Source organism: Rhizobium sp. SRI_017, assembly GCF_057586295.1.
Window position 1 is genome coordinate 1 of record NZ_JBYCZP010000024.1, and the last position, 13,729, is coordinate 13,729.

The following is a 13,729-nucleotide window of genomic DNA, read 5'->3' on the forward strand; positions in this document are numbered from 1 at the left end:
ATGATGACGAGATAGCTGCCATCCTCACCCAAGAAGGCCACCGCTCCCCCACATGCAGGGATAAGGTCCTACCCATCACCGTGCAAAGAATACGCCATTCGGCAGAGATCGAGGTGGGCCAGCGAAACGTCAGATGGCACCATGAAATCGGCCGCCTATCAGCACCTGAACTCGCCGCTAAGCTCAGAATTTTCGCAAACTGGCTCTATGTGCAAATCAGGAAAAAGCGCCTTCTGGTGAATCGGCAACTCAACGGCGCATACGTCTTCAACGACGTCGAGGAGGTCCTTGAGGGTGTCCAAAACCTACGAAACCACACGATCAGCTCCATCGATCTCAGAATCTGTCAGCCTCACCAGGAGGGGCATTAACATGAGCCATCGAACAGGGCTTCGAACTGGGCGTGGGTCAGCGTCATCAGGCCATCCTTGATGCCGGGCCAGGTGAAGGTGTGCTCTTCCAGCCGCTTGTAGGCAAGCACGATGCCGCTTCCATCCCAGTAGATCAACTTCAGCCGGTCTGCCTTACGAGACCTGAACACGAAGACTGTTCCGGTGAACGGGGCCTTGTGCAGCTCGTTCTTCACCAGCGCCGTCAATCCATCATGCACCTTGCGGAAGTCGACGGGTTTGGTCGCCACCATGATCCCATGATCCGCACGCGGTTCGATGGAAAGATCACGTCGTTGCCGCCAAGGCACGCGCGATGGCGGCGATCCTGGCAACAGACACCCCTTCCTCAAGTCGGATCGTGACTGGACCGATGACAATCTCGGCACGGGAGACTGCTTTGGCAATCGGCGGCTCCGGCGTGTCAAGCGGCGCGGGCGTCTCAACAATCATGGCCGCGAATTCGACTGCGTCTTCCGGCTCAGGCAAAACCAGCTTGCCCTGCCGCGCCAGTGTTCGCCAGGACGACAGGTGGTTGGCCTTAATGCCATGGCGCTCGGCAACCTCGTTCACCCTCACGCCCGGTCGCAAGCTCTCCGATACGATCCGCGCCTTGACTTCGTCCGGCCATAGCCGATGAACGTCCCGTCAGCCCCGCCGCGTCGTGAGAACCTCCAATGTAGTGTCCATGGAGAAACTCCTTATCGCTTGTCCATGGAAACGCGATCACAGATCAGGCGACTGCGGGCAATGTGGGGGCAGAACAGCGGTTACGATTTACTGCAGCGAAACAGGTTTTATCCCGGTGACAATGTCTTCGTCGTGGGCATCAAGGCGTGAACCGTCTCGTCAAAATCGAAGAGGCGAAGGACATTACCCTCAAGATGGTCCTGCGATTGCGTGGGGAGAAAACCGGTTTCAACGGAAAGGCATGAGACCAGCCGTTGGTTTTCCGGAATAGTTGACGTAGACGGTCTTTTTTCTAAGGTATTTGTCCAGTCCGTGAACACCGTCATCTCCGCCCGGTCCGCTTTCGCGATAACCAACATGGTAGGCTTGCAGCAATTCACCCGCAGAACGATTCACATAAATTTCTCCGAATGAAACGTCGCTGACTGCGGCCATGATCTTGTTAAAGTCGTTGGTGAAGAGATACGCGGATAGCCCAAATCTGCTGCTATTGGCAATGGCGACCGCCTCTTCAAAAGTATCGAACGGCATTATCGGAACAATCGGACCGAATATTTCGTCCGTCATGATGTCCATATCCGGGGTTACATTTGTGAGTACCGTTGGATTGATGAAGAAACCATCGGCCAAATCTTCTCTCTGCGGCCTCCCACCCCCGAACGCTATTTCGGCGCCGTCTGCGACGGCTTTGGCCAGCATTTTTTCGACCTTGTCTCGCTCACGGCTGCTGATCTTTGGGCCAATATCCGTCGTCGTCAACATCGGATCGCCAACGGTCAACGTGCGGGTCATGGCGATGAACCGCTCCACAAACTCGTCGTACCGTGAGCGATGAACCAATGTCCGCTCGTTGCACACACAAACCTGGCCACAATTCATGTAACGCGAGGTCACTGCCGCCGCGACTGCGTGCTCCATATCCGCGTCGTCCATAACGATGAACGGGGCTTTTCCGCCAAGCTCCAGCGAAACAGCCGTGAGATTGCCCGCAGCTCTGGACATGATGTGTTTTCCAGTGGCAACGCTTCCTGTCATTGTAATCAAATCGACGTCACGTCGGCCAACCAAGCCAGCTCCGACAGTTTCCCCCGCGCCAGAGACGACGTTTACCACGCCGTCCGGCACACCAGCCTCAACAAAAAGGCGCATCATCATCAGTGCTGTTAGCGGCGTTTCTTCATGCGGTTTGACAACTATCGTGTTACCCGCAATGAGTGCTGGCGCGACTTTTCTGCTGACCAGACCGCACGGGTAGTTCCAAGGAAGAATCGCCACGACGACCCCGACGGGAACGCGTTGAATCCATATTTGCTCACCTGGAAAATCCGATGGCAATATCTCCCCTTGGATACGGCGAGCGAATTCGGCAAAATAATCGAAGAACTCGGCCGCTTCAGCCACCTCTCCCCTGGCTTCGTTGATGGGCTTGCCTTGCTCCATGACCAGAACAGTGGCCAGCAGCTCGGCATCACGGCGAATGAGCTTAGCTATCTGTCGCATGATGACAGCGCGCTGAAGCGGAGACTTCATGCCCCATTTCGGTTGCGCTTCTCGAGCCGCCCAAATGGCTTCGGCTACCTGATCTTCGCCTGCATCCGGGGCCTGAGCAAACGCTTTCCCGGTACTTGGATTAATAACCGAGGAGAACCCTGCCGATCCGTCTACAAATCGTCCATTGATTAAAAGCTGAAAGTTAGTTGGAAGCGCCTCAGTCATCGCTGATAGTCCTCAATTTGTGAAACTTCATACCCTGCGCAAGCGAAGGCCCGATTTGGTTTGTGGGCACCAGCCAGGATGAGTTTTGTGAAACCAAAACTTAGATAGTGTTGGACATCACAATGGTCTTCAGATTCGTGTACTCGCGGGCTCCTTCTCGCCCGAGCTCGCGACCAAAGCCCGAGCGTTTGGTTCCCCCGAGGGGGAACGCCGCATCGGACCTGGACATGGTGTTGACGAATACGCAGCCTGCTTCAATTCGCCTGGCCAAATTGGCTGCTCGATCCTGATCGCTGGTCCAAAGGGAGGCGCTCAGACCAAACCTGGTCTCGTTAGCAATCCGAATAAGCGTCTCCTCAGTCGCTAACGGGAGAACGACGACAGCCGGTCCGAATATCTCGTCTTTCCTGAACGGCGTATCGTCGCCACCCACGATCACGGAAGGGTCGTAGAAGAAGCCAGGGCCTTGCATCGTCCCACCGCGGCGTACTACACGGGCACCTGCTGTTACGGCGGTCGACACCTGCCGTTCGACCTCGTCCCTCAGATCCCCCCTAGCCATCGGACCGATAAACACGTCGGCCCGGGTAGGATCTCCAATCTTCATAGCGTCCACCTCTGCGAGAAATGCGTCCATGAATTCCGCTGAAATGCTTTCTTCCACGAGGATCCGTTTCGCGGCTATGCACACTTGACCAGCATTCTGAAAACGGGACACGGCAGCGGCTCTTGCGGCACGCTGAACATCGGCATCTGCCAAGACGATGAAGGGATCGCTCCCGCCAAGCTCCAGCACAACCTTCTTCAAATGACGTCCGGCACTCGCACCTACCGCGGATCCTGCCCTTTCGCTCCCGGTCAGACCAAGCGCGACGATACGGTCGTCCGCAATAATGCGGTCGGACTGATCGTGGTCGATCCTGAGACATTGATAGAGACCCAAGGGCGCGTCGGAACGCTGAAACAGCTCGATGAGCTTTTCCGCGGATCCGATCACGTTCGGCGCCGGCTTCACGACAACAGCATTGCCTGCTGCGATGGTGGGGATCGCGAGCCGCACAAGCTGCCAGATGGGGAAATTCCAGGGCGTAATCGAGTAAACCACACCAAGAGGCTCCGGCACCACCATCGCCTGTCCGTCCGGCAGATCAATCATCTGCGGCGAGAGATACGAAGCGGAATGCTCTGCATAGTGCCGGCACAAGCCCGAGCTCTTGCGTATTTCGGCGATCGACTGGGATATAGGCTTTCCCATTTCGCGAGTGATCAGTCCGGCAAGTTCCTGTTCGGCAGCATCGATGGCGTCGGCCATCTGCCGCAGGACTTTGGCTCTTTCTTCGAAGGAGGTGATGCGCCAGGACAGAAAAGCATTCTGCGCCTTCGAGATTACAGTTTCTACTTCCGCATCTGTCATCGCGGCGTATTGCGCTACCGTTTCACCGGTAGCCGGGTTGATACTCTTGAAGGTCATACGTTTCACCGAACTAATCGTTGGATTTGGAAGGGACGTTCCGCAGCACGTCTCGGAAGGTTTCCATGAAGCGGTCAATCTCGTTCTCACGGACGACAAGCGGGGGGCGCACCTTGATAACGTGCTCGTGTCGACCCGTCAGACTAACGAGCACGTTTCGCTCACGCATCGCGTTTACGATTGCCCTGGCCGTGCGGCCGTCCTTTAAACCTGTCGACGTATCGCGGACTTCCACCCCCCAATAGAGGCCCGAACCACGCACCTGTGCTATTCTTTCATCGCTTGTGTCTGCCAATTGCTGGCCGAGCTTGGAGCCTTGGATCCGCGAGTTCTCTAACAATCCTTCATCGCGGATCACGTCAAGCACCGCCAAACCATTAGCAGCGGCGACGGTGTTTCCCGCAAACGTATTAAAGTAGCGCGCATTCGCGCCGAATTTATCGATCAGCTCCGAACGAGCAACGACGCCGGACATCGGGTAGCCGTTACCCATTGGCTTGCCCAAGGTCACGATGTCAGGGATCACTTCATGGCGCGAAAAGCTCCACATGGAGTCGCCGGTCCGAGCAAAACCACCTTGCACCTCGTCAGCGATGAAAAGTCCGCCCTCCGCGCGAACAGCCTGTACGGCCTCTTTGATTACGCCCCGGGGGTCTGGGTAGACCCCGTCGCTCGAGAAAATGCTATCGATCAGAAGTGCTGCCGGCTTAACGCCATGACGCTTCATCTCAGCCAGCGCCGACTTTACCTCTGCCGTAAATGCTTCGGCGGCTTGCGCGTCCGATCGCCCGAGGGTGTGCGGCGGCATGACTGTCCAAACAGTCCGGCCTAGCGGAACAGTTGGGCCGAGATTGCTCGACAACTGGGCAGCTGCCTTGGTGGTACCATGGTACGCAAAGTCAGAAACGATGTACCCTTCGCCACCCGTAGCATGCTCAGCTATGCGGCAAGCCGCATCATTGGCTTCACTACCAGTACACGCGAAGACAACCCGTGACAGTTCGGCCGGAAAGGTTGCTAGCAATCGTTCCGAATATTCAATTACGGAATCGTAGAGATATCTCGTGTTCACACAAAGCGTTCGCGCTTGCTCTGCCATGGCATTCACTACCCGAGGATGACAGTGTCCCAGCGATGCAACATTGTTGTAGAAGTCCAGAAACCGTGTTCCGTTCTTCTCGTATAGCCAGACACCTTCGCCGCGCACAAAGTGTAACGGCTTCGAGTAGTTGAGCCGATAGGAGGCACCCATCACCCGTTGGCGGCGCGCGATAGTGGCCTCTAGTTCCGGATCGAGCTTCGCAGCACCTGGGACGAAAAGGTTAGGCGTAGTATCAAGAGGCATATGTTCTACTCCAAGTAGCATGCGGATTGAAAAAGTCGGTGCGAAGCGTCGTTGCCAAGGCTGCTCAGAAGGCGGAGCCCTTCGACAGCCGTCGGGTTGTTTCTGAGGATATACGTTCTGTTCTCGGGGAAGATGGATGCACGCCAGTAAGTGATGAGGATGGTGGTTACGAACCGCGCCAGGATGAGGTCATACAGTACACTCAACTCGCTGTCAGTCAGGCGAACCACTTCATTGTACGCAGACACTAATGCAGCCAATCTCGCCTTGAAGAGATCCTGATCCGCTACGTGATAGGCACAGGTGACTGCGAGTTCGTTGACCCGCGGCGCATACACCATGTCGCCGAAATCAAAGATCCCTGAAACGCTGTGGTCATCGGGCGAGACGAGAATGTTGTTCAGGTTGATGTCGTTATGAATGACCTGCCAGTTCAATCCCGCCAGTCCAGGCCCTACCCTATGCTCGAAATCGTCAACGATTTTCTCGCAGAGCGCGAACAATGCCGGGTCAGTAACGAAACCCAGCAAAGGTTTGAGCTTCTGCAGAGAACTCGAGTCCCAAACCAAGTCATACTTCTTGTAAGGATGGTCAAAACCTTCGAGCACTTTGTCTAACTCAGCAATGACCTGCCCGATCTTACGGTATGGAAACCTGGAGCGCTGGAGCTCCTTGAGGGGCGATCCATTCAAGTATGTCAAAAGCCTGACGGCACTTTTTCCGTTGCTCAGTTCCAAAAACGTAGTTGGCTTGCCTTCCAGGGTTCTTTTCAAATGCGGAACCGGCAGGCTCGGAGCTGAGCGCTCTAGGTGCAAAAGAGCCTCAGTCTGAAAATCCGTAACCCCGGCTGGCTCCTCCTGATTGGTGATCTTTAGAATAAAAGAGTTTTCGCCGGTGGAAACGAGAAAGTTGGTGTCCCGTTCGCTGTGGAGTTTTGTTGGTTCGCCAGTGATCCCATAATGCTCAAGGACGACACGCCGGGCTAACTCGACGTCAACCGCTGGTGGTTCGGACGTGAATAGCGATTCCGCTGCATGGAGGCTTGGCTTATCGGCGACGTCCAACGGAGAAACGCTCATTTGATCCTCGATTAATGTCGACAGGGAGTAGGGACGTACCTGTTCGCGGGAGCATTAACAAGACGCGTACATCCGCGCTAAAATTAGCCGTTTCCCGCCCATAGAATGGTTTGTCGACTAGATAAACTGTCGACACTTTTGTATGTTTACTAAGCGTGCTTGTCAATATGTGAGAACCAAAAAAGCTTACCTCCTAAGCAATCAGTTGCCATCGGCGTCGCACAATGGCAGTGATCGTTTTGTCGACAACGCAAATTGCTGGGCAGATATGACTGAGGTAACTTCAAACAATCCAAAATTGGCGGTGGGCGTCGTCGAATTCCTTCAAAATGAAATCCTGAGAGGGAAGTTTCCGCCGGATAGCACCCTGGCCGAGGTACCCATCTCCAAACAGTTCCAAACCTCTAGAACCGTTGTGCGCGAGGCGCTGAGATCGCTGGCTGAAATAGGTTTGGTGACGCTTCATCCGCACAGGAGGGCGACGGTCACATCGCTGACGCCTCGAAGCGTTCGCGAACTTTTCACTCTGAGGTCAGTGCTGGAGTCGTTCGCGGTTCGGCTGTCCATGACGGAAGGTCGATACGGCAATGCCGAGATCAAAGAGATTGAAGCGCGGTACGAGGCCCTGCGCGAGAGCGTGGTTGCAGGAGACGAATTTGCTGTCGTTGAGGCGGATATGAACTTCCACTGGGCCGTTTGCTCCCCGTGTGGCCACGAACTACTGCTCGATCAACTCAAATCACTTCAGACTCGCACCCGAGTTTGCATTTTCCTAACTAAGTTCTACGGTTCAGACATCGACAGCGAAATCGAAGCTCATGCTCCCATCCTCGCCGCGATCCGGTCTTCGCACACGAAGGCCGCCGAGGAATCGATGTATAGCCACATCTCCAACGCCGGGGAAAGGTTGCTGATGCGGATGTCGCAGGTGGACGGTCAGAAACGCGGCAGGCATTAGCTTCCACACCCCGCTCCTACGACGAACGTCTGCTAGAGGATACATGCAGAAACCAAGCGTCCCCAATTTCTCTAGCATTCAGGCGATGGCTGAGCTAAATCCACCAACAATCGAGGAGGAAGCTACACTTCAGATTACACCCAGAGCCGCCTGATAATGACGGCCCGGAACCACACCGGAAATTACACCATCTTGACGGACGCTATCCTAGAAATTGTTTGAGTTGCGCTCAAGCCACTGCTCAAGCCACCCAGTATGTACGGCGCAATCGACTACATCCCGATCTTTTGCGAGTGCCTTATGAAGCGGCACCGTGGTAGCAACGCCTTCGATTTTGAGCTCGTCCAGTGCGCGGGACAGCCGACGTAGGGCGTTCTCTCGACTGTCGTCCCAGACAATCAGTTTGCCGAGCAAAGAGTCGTAGTAGGGAGGGATCACATAAGAGGGATACAACATGGTGTCGAAGCGGATGCCAGCTCCTCCGGGCACCGCTAAACTAGACACTGTGCCGGGCGCGGGCCTGAAACCGAGTTTGGGATCCTCCGCATTGATACGCACCTCAATGGCATGGCCATTCATGCGAATTTCAGCTTGCGTCATCGAAAGCCTATTTCCGCCAGCGACGCGAATGCCTTCGCGGACAATATCGATACCTGTTATCATTTCGGTAATCGGGTGTTCGACCTGCACGCGAGTATTCATTTCGATAAAGTAAAACGCCTCCCTTTGATGATCGTAAAGATATTCCAACGTGCCGGCGCCGCTGTATTCGACAGCTTTTGCAAGACGCACTGCAGATGTGCAAAGAGCCTCTCTGGTGCTCTCGGAAAGAAATGCGGCTGGGGCCTCTTCCCAAACTTTCTGCCGCCGACGCTGTAAGGAGCATTCACGCTCGAAGAGATGAACAACATCGCGCCCGTCACCAAGCAGCTGTACCTCGACGTGGCGAGCATTTTTAATGTATGCCTCCAAGTAAAGGCCGTCGTCGCCGAAGCTAGCGGCCGCTTCAGCTTTTGCCTGCGGCATCAAAGTCCGGAGTTCGGATTCGTCGTAAGCTACCCGGATACCGCGGCCGCCACCGCCTCCAGATGCCTTTATCATAACGGGGTAACCAACTCGATCGGCTAATAACAAAGCCTCATCAAGGCTCGCCAACTTACCCTCACTACCTGGGACCACAGGTACGCCCGCCGCGATGGCGTAGCGACGAGCACTGACTTTGTCTCCCATTGCTCGGATCGTTTCGGGCTGGGGCCCAATGAAAATAATTCCTGCGTCGACAACGGCCGCCGCAAAGTCGGCATTTTCGGATAGGAAGCCGTAACCCGGGTGAATGGCGTCTGCGCCACAGTCCAAGGCGGCTTTTAGAATTGCATCCTTGTTAAGGTATGATTTCCCGGCCGCCGCGGGTCCGATTTCCACTATGGCGTCGGCCATCTGGGCCGCGAGCATATCGCGGTCTGCCGAGCTGACAGCCTGAACGGTCTGAATCCCAAGCTCCTTAGCTGCCCGGATGATCCTCACGGCGATTTCGCCGCGGTTCGCGATGAGAATTTTTTTAATGGTCATGGTGGGCCGTTACGTCTCGATTTCGCATATGGCTTGGCCAGCATCGATGGCATCCCCGCTTTCCACGAGGAAACGGACGAGGCGCCCGGCTACTCCGGCTTCCACTGGCGCGAAAGACTTCATGATCTCGATCAAGCCGACAGCATCTCCCATGGCGACCATGTCGCCTTCTTCCTTGTATGGTGGATCGTCGGGATTTCCCCTGCGGTAGAAAATTCCCGGCATAAATGCCTCGACAACTTCAACTGCCATAGCTCACATTCCTCGAATATTCGCCTTCAGACAACCTGCAGTGTGTCGCGCAGCCCGCTAAACGCTACAAGCACTTTTCAAAGCTCGTCAATCTCCGCCAGTTGCAGAGACAAGGAGATCCTGTTGAGTGGCCTCTTGCCCGTAAACTGCAGCGCATTTGCCTTGCCGAAGCACGATAATGCGATCGCTCAAAGTCAGAATCTCTTCGTGGTCAGTGGAGACCACCAATATAGCCTTGCCGCCGCGCGCCAGGGCGTCGATTACCTCGTAGATGTCCTTTTTTGTCGCGATGTCGACACCCTGTGTCGGCTCGTGCAGGATCAAAACTCCTGGATCCTTCGACAGAACACGCGCGAGCGTTACCTTTTGCTGATTACCGCCCGAGAGCGCGCGGATGGCGATCTCTGGAGTCGAAGCCTTGACTCGGAACCGTTCAAAGTACTCTGCGACAAGCGCGCTTTCTCGCTTTACCTCGATAAGTCCCGCACTATGAAGCGAACCTAGTTCGAGCATGCTTATGTTTTCACCTATTGTCATTTGCGGGAAAACAGCGTCACGTTGCCGGTGGCCTGGGAGATATCCTATGCCAGCCGCGATGCTATCGGCCGCACTGCGGAGCCGCCTCGGCTTTCCGTCGATCGTAAGTTCTGATTTTTTTGAACAAGGTTGCATACCAAAGAGAGCGTTTGCCAAGTCATCGGCCCCGCTCCCGATCGATCCGAAAACACCCACGACCTCACGTTCGTGCACTTCGAATGAGATGCTTTCTAGGGCTTGCGTTTGCTGACCGCGCGAGCTCGTCCGTGGGACGGAAAAATCCTTCACCGAAAGCTTGCATTTGCCACGCTCCAAGCTGGCGCGGCGTGTTAATTGAACGTCTCGTCCAACCATCCCCCGCACGATCCGACGTCCGACGTCGGACCTATTCTCGCCGAGTTCGAAACCCTCTACAACTTTGCCGTCTCGCATTATCGTAACGCGGTGAGCGATCCGGATGATCTCATCCAAGCGATGCGAAATGTAAATCACCGCAATGCCACGCTTGGTCAGCCGCGAAACGTGTTCGAAAAGCACGTTAGCTTCAGCGTCCGTAAGAGCCGCGGTCGGCTCGTCGAGTGCAAGGACTTTGACATTCCGCATCATGGCGCGCGCAATCACGACAAGTTGCTGCTCGCCCGTCGTCAGATCCGCAATCGGCTGGGACGGGTCCATATCGAATCCAAACTCACGCAGTCGAGAGGCTGCCTCTTGCAGCATCTGGCCGCTTCTCAAAAACCCGAAGTGGCTTCTCTCACGATTAAGGAATAGGTTTTCGGACACCGTCATAGCCGGAACAACCTGAATATCCTGGGGCACAAGGAAAATTCCGTGCTCCTCGGCATCGTGGATGTTACTGACCTGGATCTGCAAACCGTCGATTGCGAGGGTCCCGTCATGACCTTTAGAGGGATGAAAGCCGCTGAGGATCTTGACCAGCGTTGACTTGCCAGCTCCGTTTTCCCCTACGATCGCGTGAACTTCGCCCCTCCGAAACGCGATGGAAACGTCGCTCAAAGCCTGCGTGCCGCCAAACCGTTTGGAGATCCCCTGCGCTTCCAAGACCGATGGTGGAGAGGGAACGTCCGAAATACGCTTTTCAGTATCTTGCATGGGGTGTCTCGATCAATCCGGAACGGGCCAGTTGTTCACTTGCTCTGTAGAGTGCCACGGCCTCCTCCAAGGTGATCCGCTGAAAGGAAATGACTTGATTGGGTCGTAGCTGCCCCACTTTGCGCAGCGCGGCAGTCGCCACAACAATGGGCGTGATGAACCCTCCCTGGCTCGGGCCGTCACAGGGCAAAATGATAGGTGTTCCACCGCAAATGTTGACGCCACCGATCGGATAGCCTGTGTTGATCACGTTGCTCGGGTCAGCACCGTTCTCAGGCGCTTTCTGGTGCGCTCTGGTTGAAAAGTCCAACGGCGGACCCTCGAGCCTTATTCCGGTGCGGTCCATGCGCGACGACACCTTCCAACTCCCGCCGACTAGCATTTCGAGTCCACGCTGTGACAGCCAGTCCAAATGGGGACCTGCCACCACCTCGATGACCTTGCAGTCCAAATGTGACTCGCCGCAATTTGCCGAGTAACCAACACGGCGGACTGTAGGCTCAGCGAAATGCAATTCCATTTCTGCGGTCAGGGTTGCGCCACCAATCTTGGCCCGGGGGAACGTCGCACAACTGCCTAGTGTAGATGGGGTGGCAAACCCGCCCGCAACTGCGAGATACGCACGAGCGCCCTGCAGAACGGCTCCGCAATTGAGGCTCTGCCCTTTCCTGATCGCTACGACTTTCCCTGTCGGGAAAGATTCGCCGTCCAGCGTTGCACCGCACTTCCCGCCAACGATTGCGACGCTCGCATCAGCCAAGAACTCGAGTTCTGGGCCTAAGAACTGAAATTCTATCCCGACTTCGCCCGGTTCATTCCCGACGAGGCGATTGGCAAGTCGGAACGATAGGGAATCCATAGGGCCGGAAGGCGGAATTCCGACATTCCAATAGCCGACCCGACCCGGCCAATCTTGCAGAGTGGTCTGCAGGCCAGGACGTTTGACGCGCATTCCAGGCGTGGCCGTCATACCAACTCCTCCCCGGCTGCCGCCGCACTCCAAACTTTGTGCCGATCCAGCGAAAAGTGATCGTCGTAGGTTATCGAGAACTCATAGCTCCCTGCAGCTGCGGCAGCCTCAATCTCGCTGAAGGTTTGCTCATCAATGCGCTGGAAACGAACCCGGTCGCCTGGCCGGAACAGCGTCGGTCCCTCGCGGAAAGGCGCTAAGCGACTTTCAAAACTGAAAATCGGAACAGGTGTTCTTCCGATCAAATGGTAGCCGCCCGGTGTATCCATGGGGTAGATCGAGGTGAATCCCCCCCCGACTCCCACTGCGCCGGCGACGGTGGAAAGTCGCGGCGGGTCGTATTTCGTCACCGAGTGCTGGCACCGAGGGTCAAGTGGCATCATGTCCGGAAGACCCGGCCAAAACCCCACCCCCCCAACCCAATGCTCGGTGGCAGCGTGTCGCTTAACGAACGCTTCTGCTGAACGCAGACCATTTGCTTGGGCTACAAATTCGGGATCGTCACCTATCGGCTTTATTGTACGGGAATAGTTTTCGACGCACGCCTTAGTCCAGGGGTCAAGGTAACAGACGGGGACCTCGATTATTCTCGAAACGAGGACCACGTCCTTTTCTACGGCGATCTCGCTCCAAAGCTGACGCACCTCGTCCCGTAGGCTGGAAGCCGACAGTCGGATAGGATCATAGTGAACAAGCACCGTAACAAACATAGGGAGCGTTTCGATAACGCCTTCGATTTGCGCGTCCATAATCCTACGCGCCAATTGAATGGCGCGCATGTTGTTGGCGAGGTCTATGTGTTGAGCAAGTTCCAGCAGGCAGTAACGATCACCCGCAGCAAGCCAGCGGAGGCCACCGAGATCAACAGCCTCATCTCCGCCGAAGGAAGCCGCATTTTCGTCAGTGCCAGTCATAGTGTCTCCAAGTAATGACGTATTGCCGACGCCACCTCGGCGCTGTTGGGGGTATCGGAGTGTATGCAAATCAGCGTAGCCTCTACGTCGCGCGTCGTGCCAGCTGTTGTTGTCAACTTCCTTTCAGTCACGACCTGCCTGACCTGCGCGACAGCAAAGCCGGGGTCCACGGGCTCAGGCATACGGGTGATTACCAGGTTTCCATCGGCGTCGTATGCCCGGTCAGCGGTAAACTCGAACACCGTTTTGCAACCACGGTCACGAGCTATACGCGCGGTCGGCTTGTGTGCCTCACAGATCCAGGCGATCTCCGGATCCACCGCTTGGACTGCATCTGCAAAGGCGTGGGCATAACGATCATCGTAGAGCATGGCGTAAAGTACGCCATGCGGTTTCACATGCACGCAGCTGGCGCCTTCAGCTTCAATCAGCGCTTTGGTCGCGCCCATCTGGTAAATGAGGATATCAGTTAGTTCGCCTGGGTCCATCGCCATTACACGCCGACCGAAGCCCATTAGGTCAGGCAGCGATGGATGCAGGCCGCAGTCGACGCCGTGGCTTACTGCAAGGCGCGCGGTGCGTCGGATGGTGCTTGGATCGCCCCCGTGGAAACCGCAAGCTATATTCGCAGAGTGGATAAGCGGCACCACAGCTTCATCCTGCCCCACGGATAACCTTCCGTAGGATTCGCCGCAGTCGCAATTTATCGACCAGTTCGCCATTTGA

General features: G+C 55.8%; 12 protein-coding genes and 2 pseudogenes. 2 read left to right on the forward strand and 12 right to left on the reverse strand.

The window, feature by feature from the left end; translation table 11 throughout:
- Positions 1-371 (forward strand): annotated as a pseudogene (locus AC2YI2_RS31520) (recombinase family protein); the annotation flags it as partial.
- Here AC2YI2_RS31520 and tnpB read toward each other — a convergent pair.
- From tnpB to AC2YI2_RS31550, 6 genes and pseudogenes are all read right to left on the reverse strand, one after another.
- Positions 368-643, reverse strand: coding sequence for an IS66 family insertion sequence element accessory protein TnpB (tnpB, locus tag AC2YI2_RS31525; protein WP_487390500.1), 276 nt, complete (start codon positions 641-643; stop codon positions 368-370). The pseudogene AC2YI2_RS31520 and the gene tnpB overlap by 4 nt on opposite strands.
- Positions 644-677: 34 nt before the next feature.
- A pseudogene (locus AC2YI2_RS31530) lies at positions 678-1,016 on the reverse strand (transposase); the annotation flags it as partial.
- Between the two features lie 291 nt (positions 1,017-1,307).
- Entirely contained in the window at positions 1,308-2,795 is a 1,488-nt protein-coding gene (gene aldA / locus AC2YI2_RS31535; protein ID WP_487390501.1) for an aldehyde dehydrogenase, read from the reverse strand.
- Between the two features lie 100 nt (positions 2,796-2,895).
- The gene (locus tag AC2YI2_RS31540) at positions 2,896-4,266 is read right to left on the reverse strand and encodes an aldehyde dehydrogenase family protein (protein ID WP_487390502.1); all 1,371 of its coding nucleotides are present in this window, start codon (positions 4,264-4,266) and stop codon (positions 2,896-2,898) included.
- Positions 4,267-4,279: 13 nt separating this feature from the next.
- Entirely contained in the window at positions 4,280-5,611 is a 1,332-nt protein-coding gene (locus tag AC2YI2_RS31545; protein WP_487390503.1) for an aspartate aminotransferase family protein, read from the reverse strand.
- Between the two features lie 5 nt (positions 5,612-5,616).
- Positions 5,617-6,690 (reverse strand): phosphotransferase, encoded by a 1,074-nt coding sequence (locus AC2YI2_RS31550; RefSeq protein WP_487390504.1) that lies wholly within the window; start codon positions 6,688-6,690, stop codon positions 5,617-5,619.
- A gap of 142 nt (positions 6,691-6,832) precedes the next feature.
- On the opposite strand from AC2YI2_RS31550, the gene AC2YI2_RS31555 reads away from it, so the two are divergent.
- Positions 6,833-7,648, forward strand: a complete 816-nt coding sequence (locus AC2YI2_RS31555; RefSeq protein ID WP_487390505.1) for a GntR family transcriptional regulator — start codon at positions 6,833-6,835, stop codon at positions 7,646-7,648.
- Between the two features lie 207 nt (positions 7,649-7,855).
- Here AC2YI2_RS31555 and AC2YI2_RS31560 read toward each other — a convergent pair whose 3' ends face one another.
- The 6 genes from AC2YI2_RS31560 to AC2YI2_RS31585 form a co-directional block, all read right to left on the reverse strand.
- Positions 7,856-9,217, reverse strand: coding sequence for an acetyl-CoA carboxylase biotin carboxylase subunit (locus tag AC2YI2_RS31560; RefSeq protein WP_487390506.1), 1,362 nt, complete (start codon positions 9,215-9,217; stop codon positions 7,856-7,858).
- 9 nt (positions 9,218-9,226) lie between these two features.
- Positions 9,227-9,469, reverse strand: a complete 243-nt coding sequence (locus tag AC2YI2_RS31565) for an acetyl-CoA carboxylase (protein ID WP_487390507.1) — start codon at positions 9,467-9,469, stop codon at positions 9,227-9,229.
- 87 nt (positions 9,470-9,556) lie between these two features.
- Positions 9,557-11,119 carry a sugar ABC transporter ATP-binding protein gene (locus AC2YI2_RS31570; protein WP_487390508.1) on the reverse strand — a complete coding sequence of 521 codons (1,563 nt, stop codon included), beginning with the start codon at positions 11,117-11,119 and terminating at the stop codon, positions 9,557-9,559.
- Entirely contained in the window at positions 11,106-12,089 is a 984-nt protein-coding gene (locus tag AC2YI2_RS31575) for a 5-oxoprolinase subunit C family protein (RefSeq protein ID WP_487390509.1), read from the reverse strand. The genes AC2YI2_RS31570 and AC2YI2_RS31575 overlap by 14 nt, the downstream gene beginning before the upstream one ends.
- Complete coding sequence (locus AC2YI2_RS31580; RefSeq protein WP_487390510.1) at positions 12,086-13,003, reverse strand: 5-oxoprolinase subunit B family protein; 918 nt, start codon at positions 13,001-13,003, stop codon at positions 12,086-12,088. The genes AC2YI2_RS31575 and AC2YI2_RS31580 overlap by 4 nt, the downstream gene beginning before the upstream one ends.
- The gene (locus tag AC2YI2_RS31585; protein ID WP_487390511.1) at positions 13,000-13,725 is read right to left on the reverse strand and encodes a 5-oxoprolinase subunit PxpA; all 726 of its coding nucleotides are present in this window, start codon (positions 13,723-13,725) and stop codon (positions 13,000-13,002) included. Before AC2YI2_RS31585 ends, AC2YI2_RS31580 begins: the two co-directional genes overlap by 4 nt.
- Between the last annotated feature and the right edge of the window lie 4 nt (positions 13,726-13,729).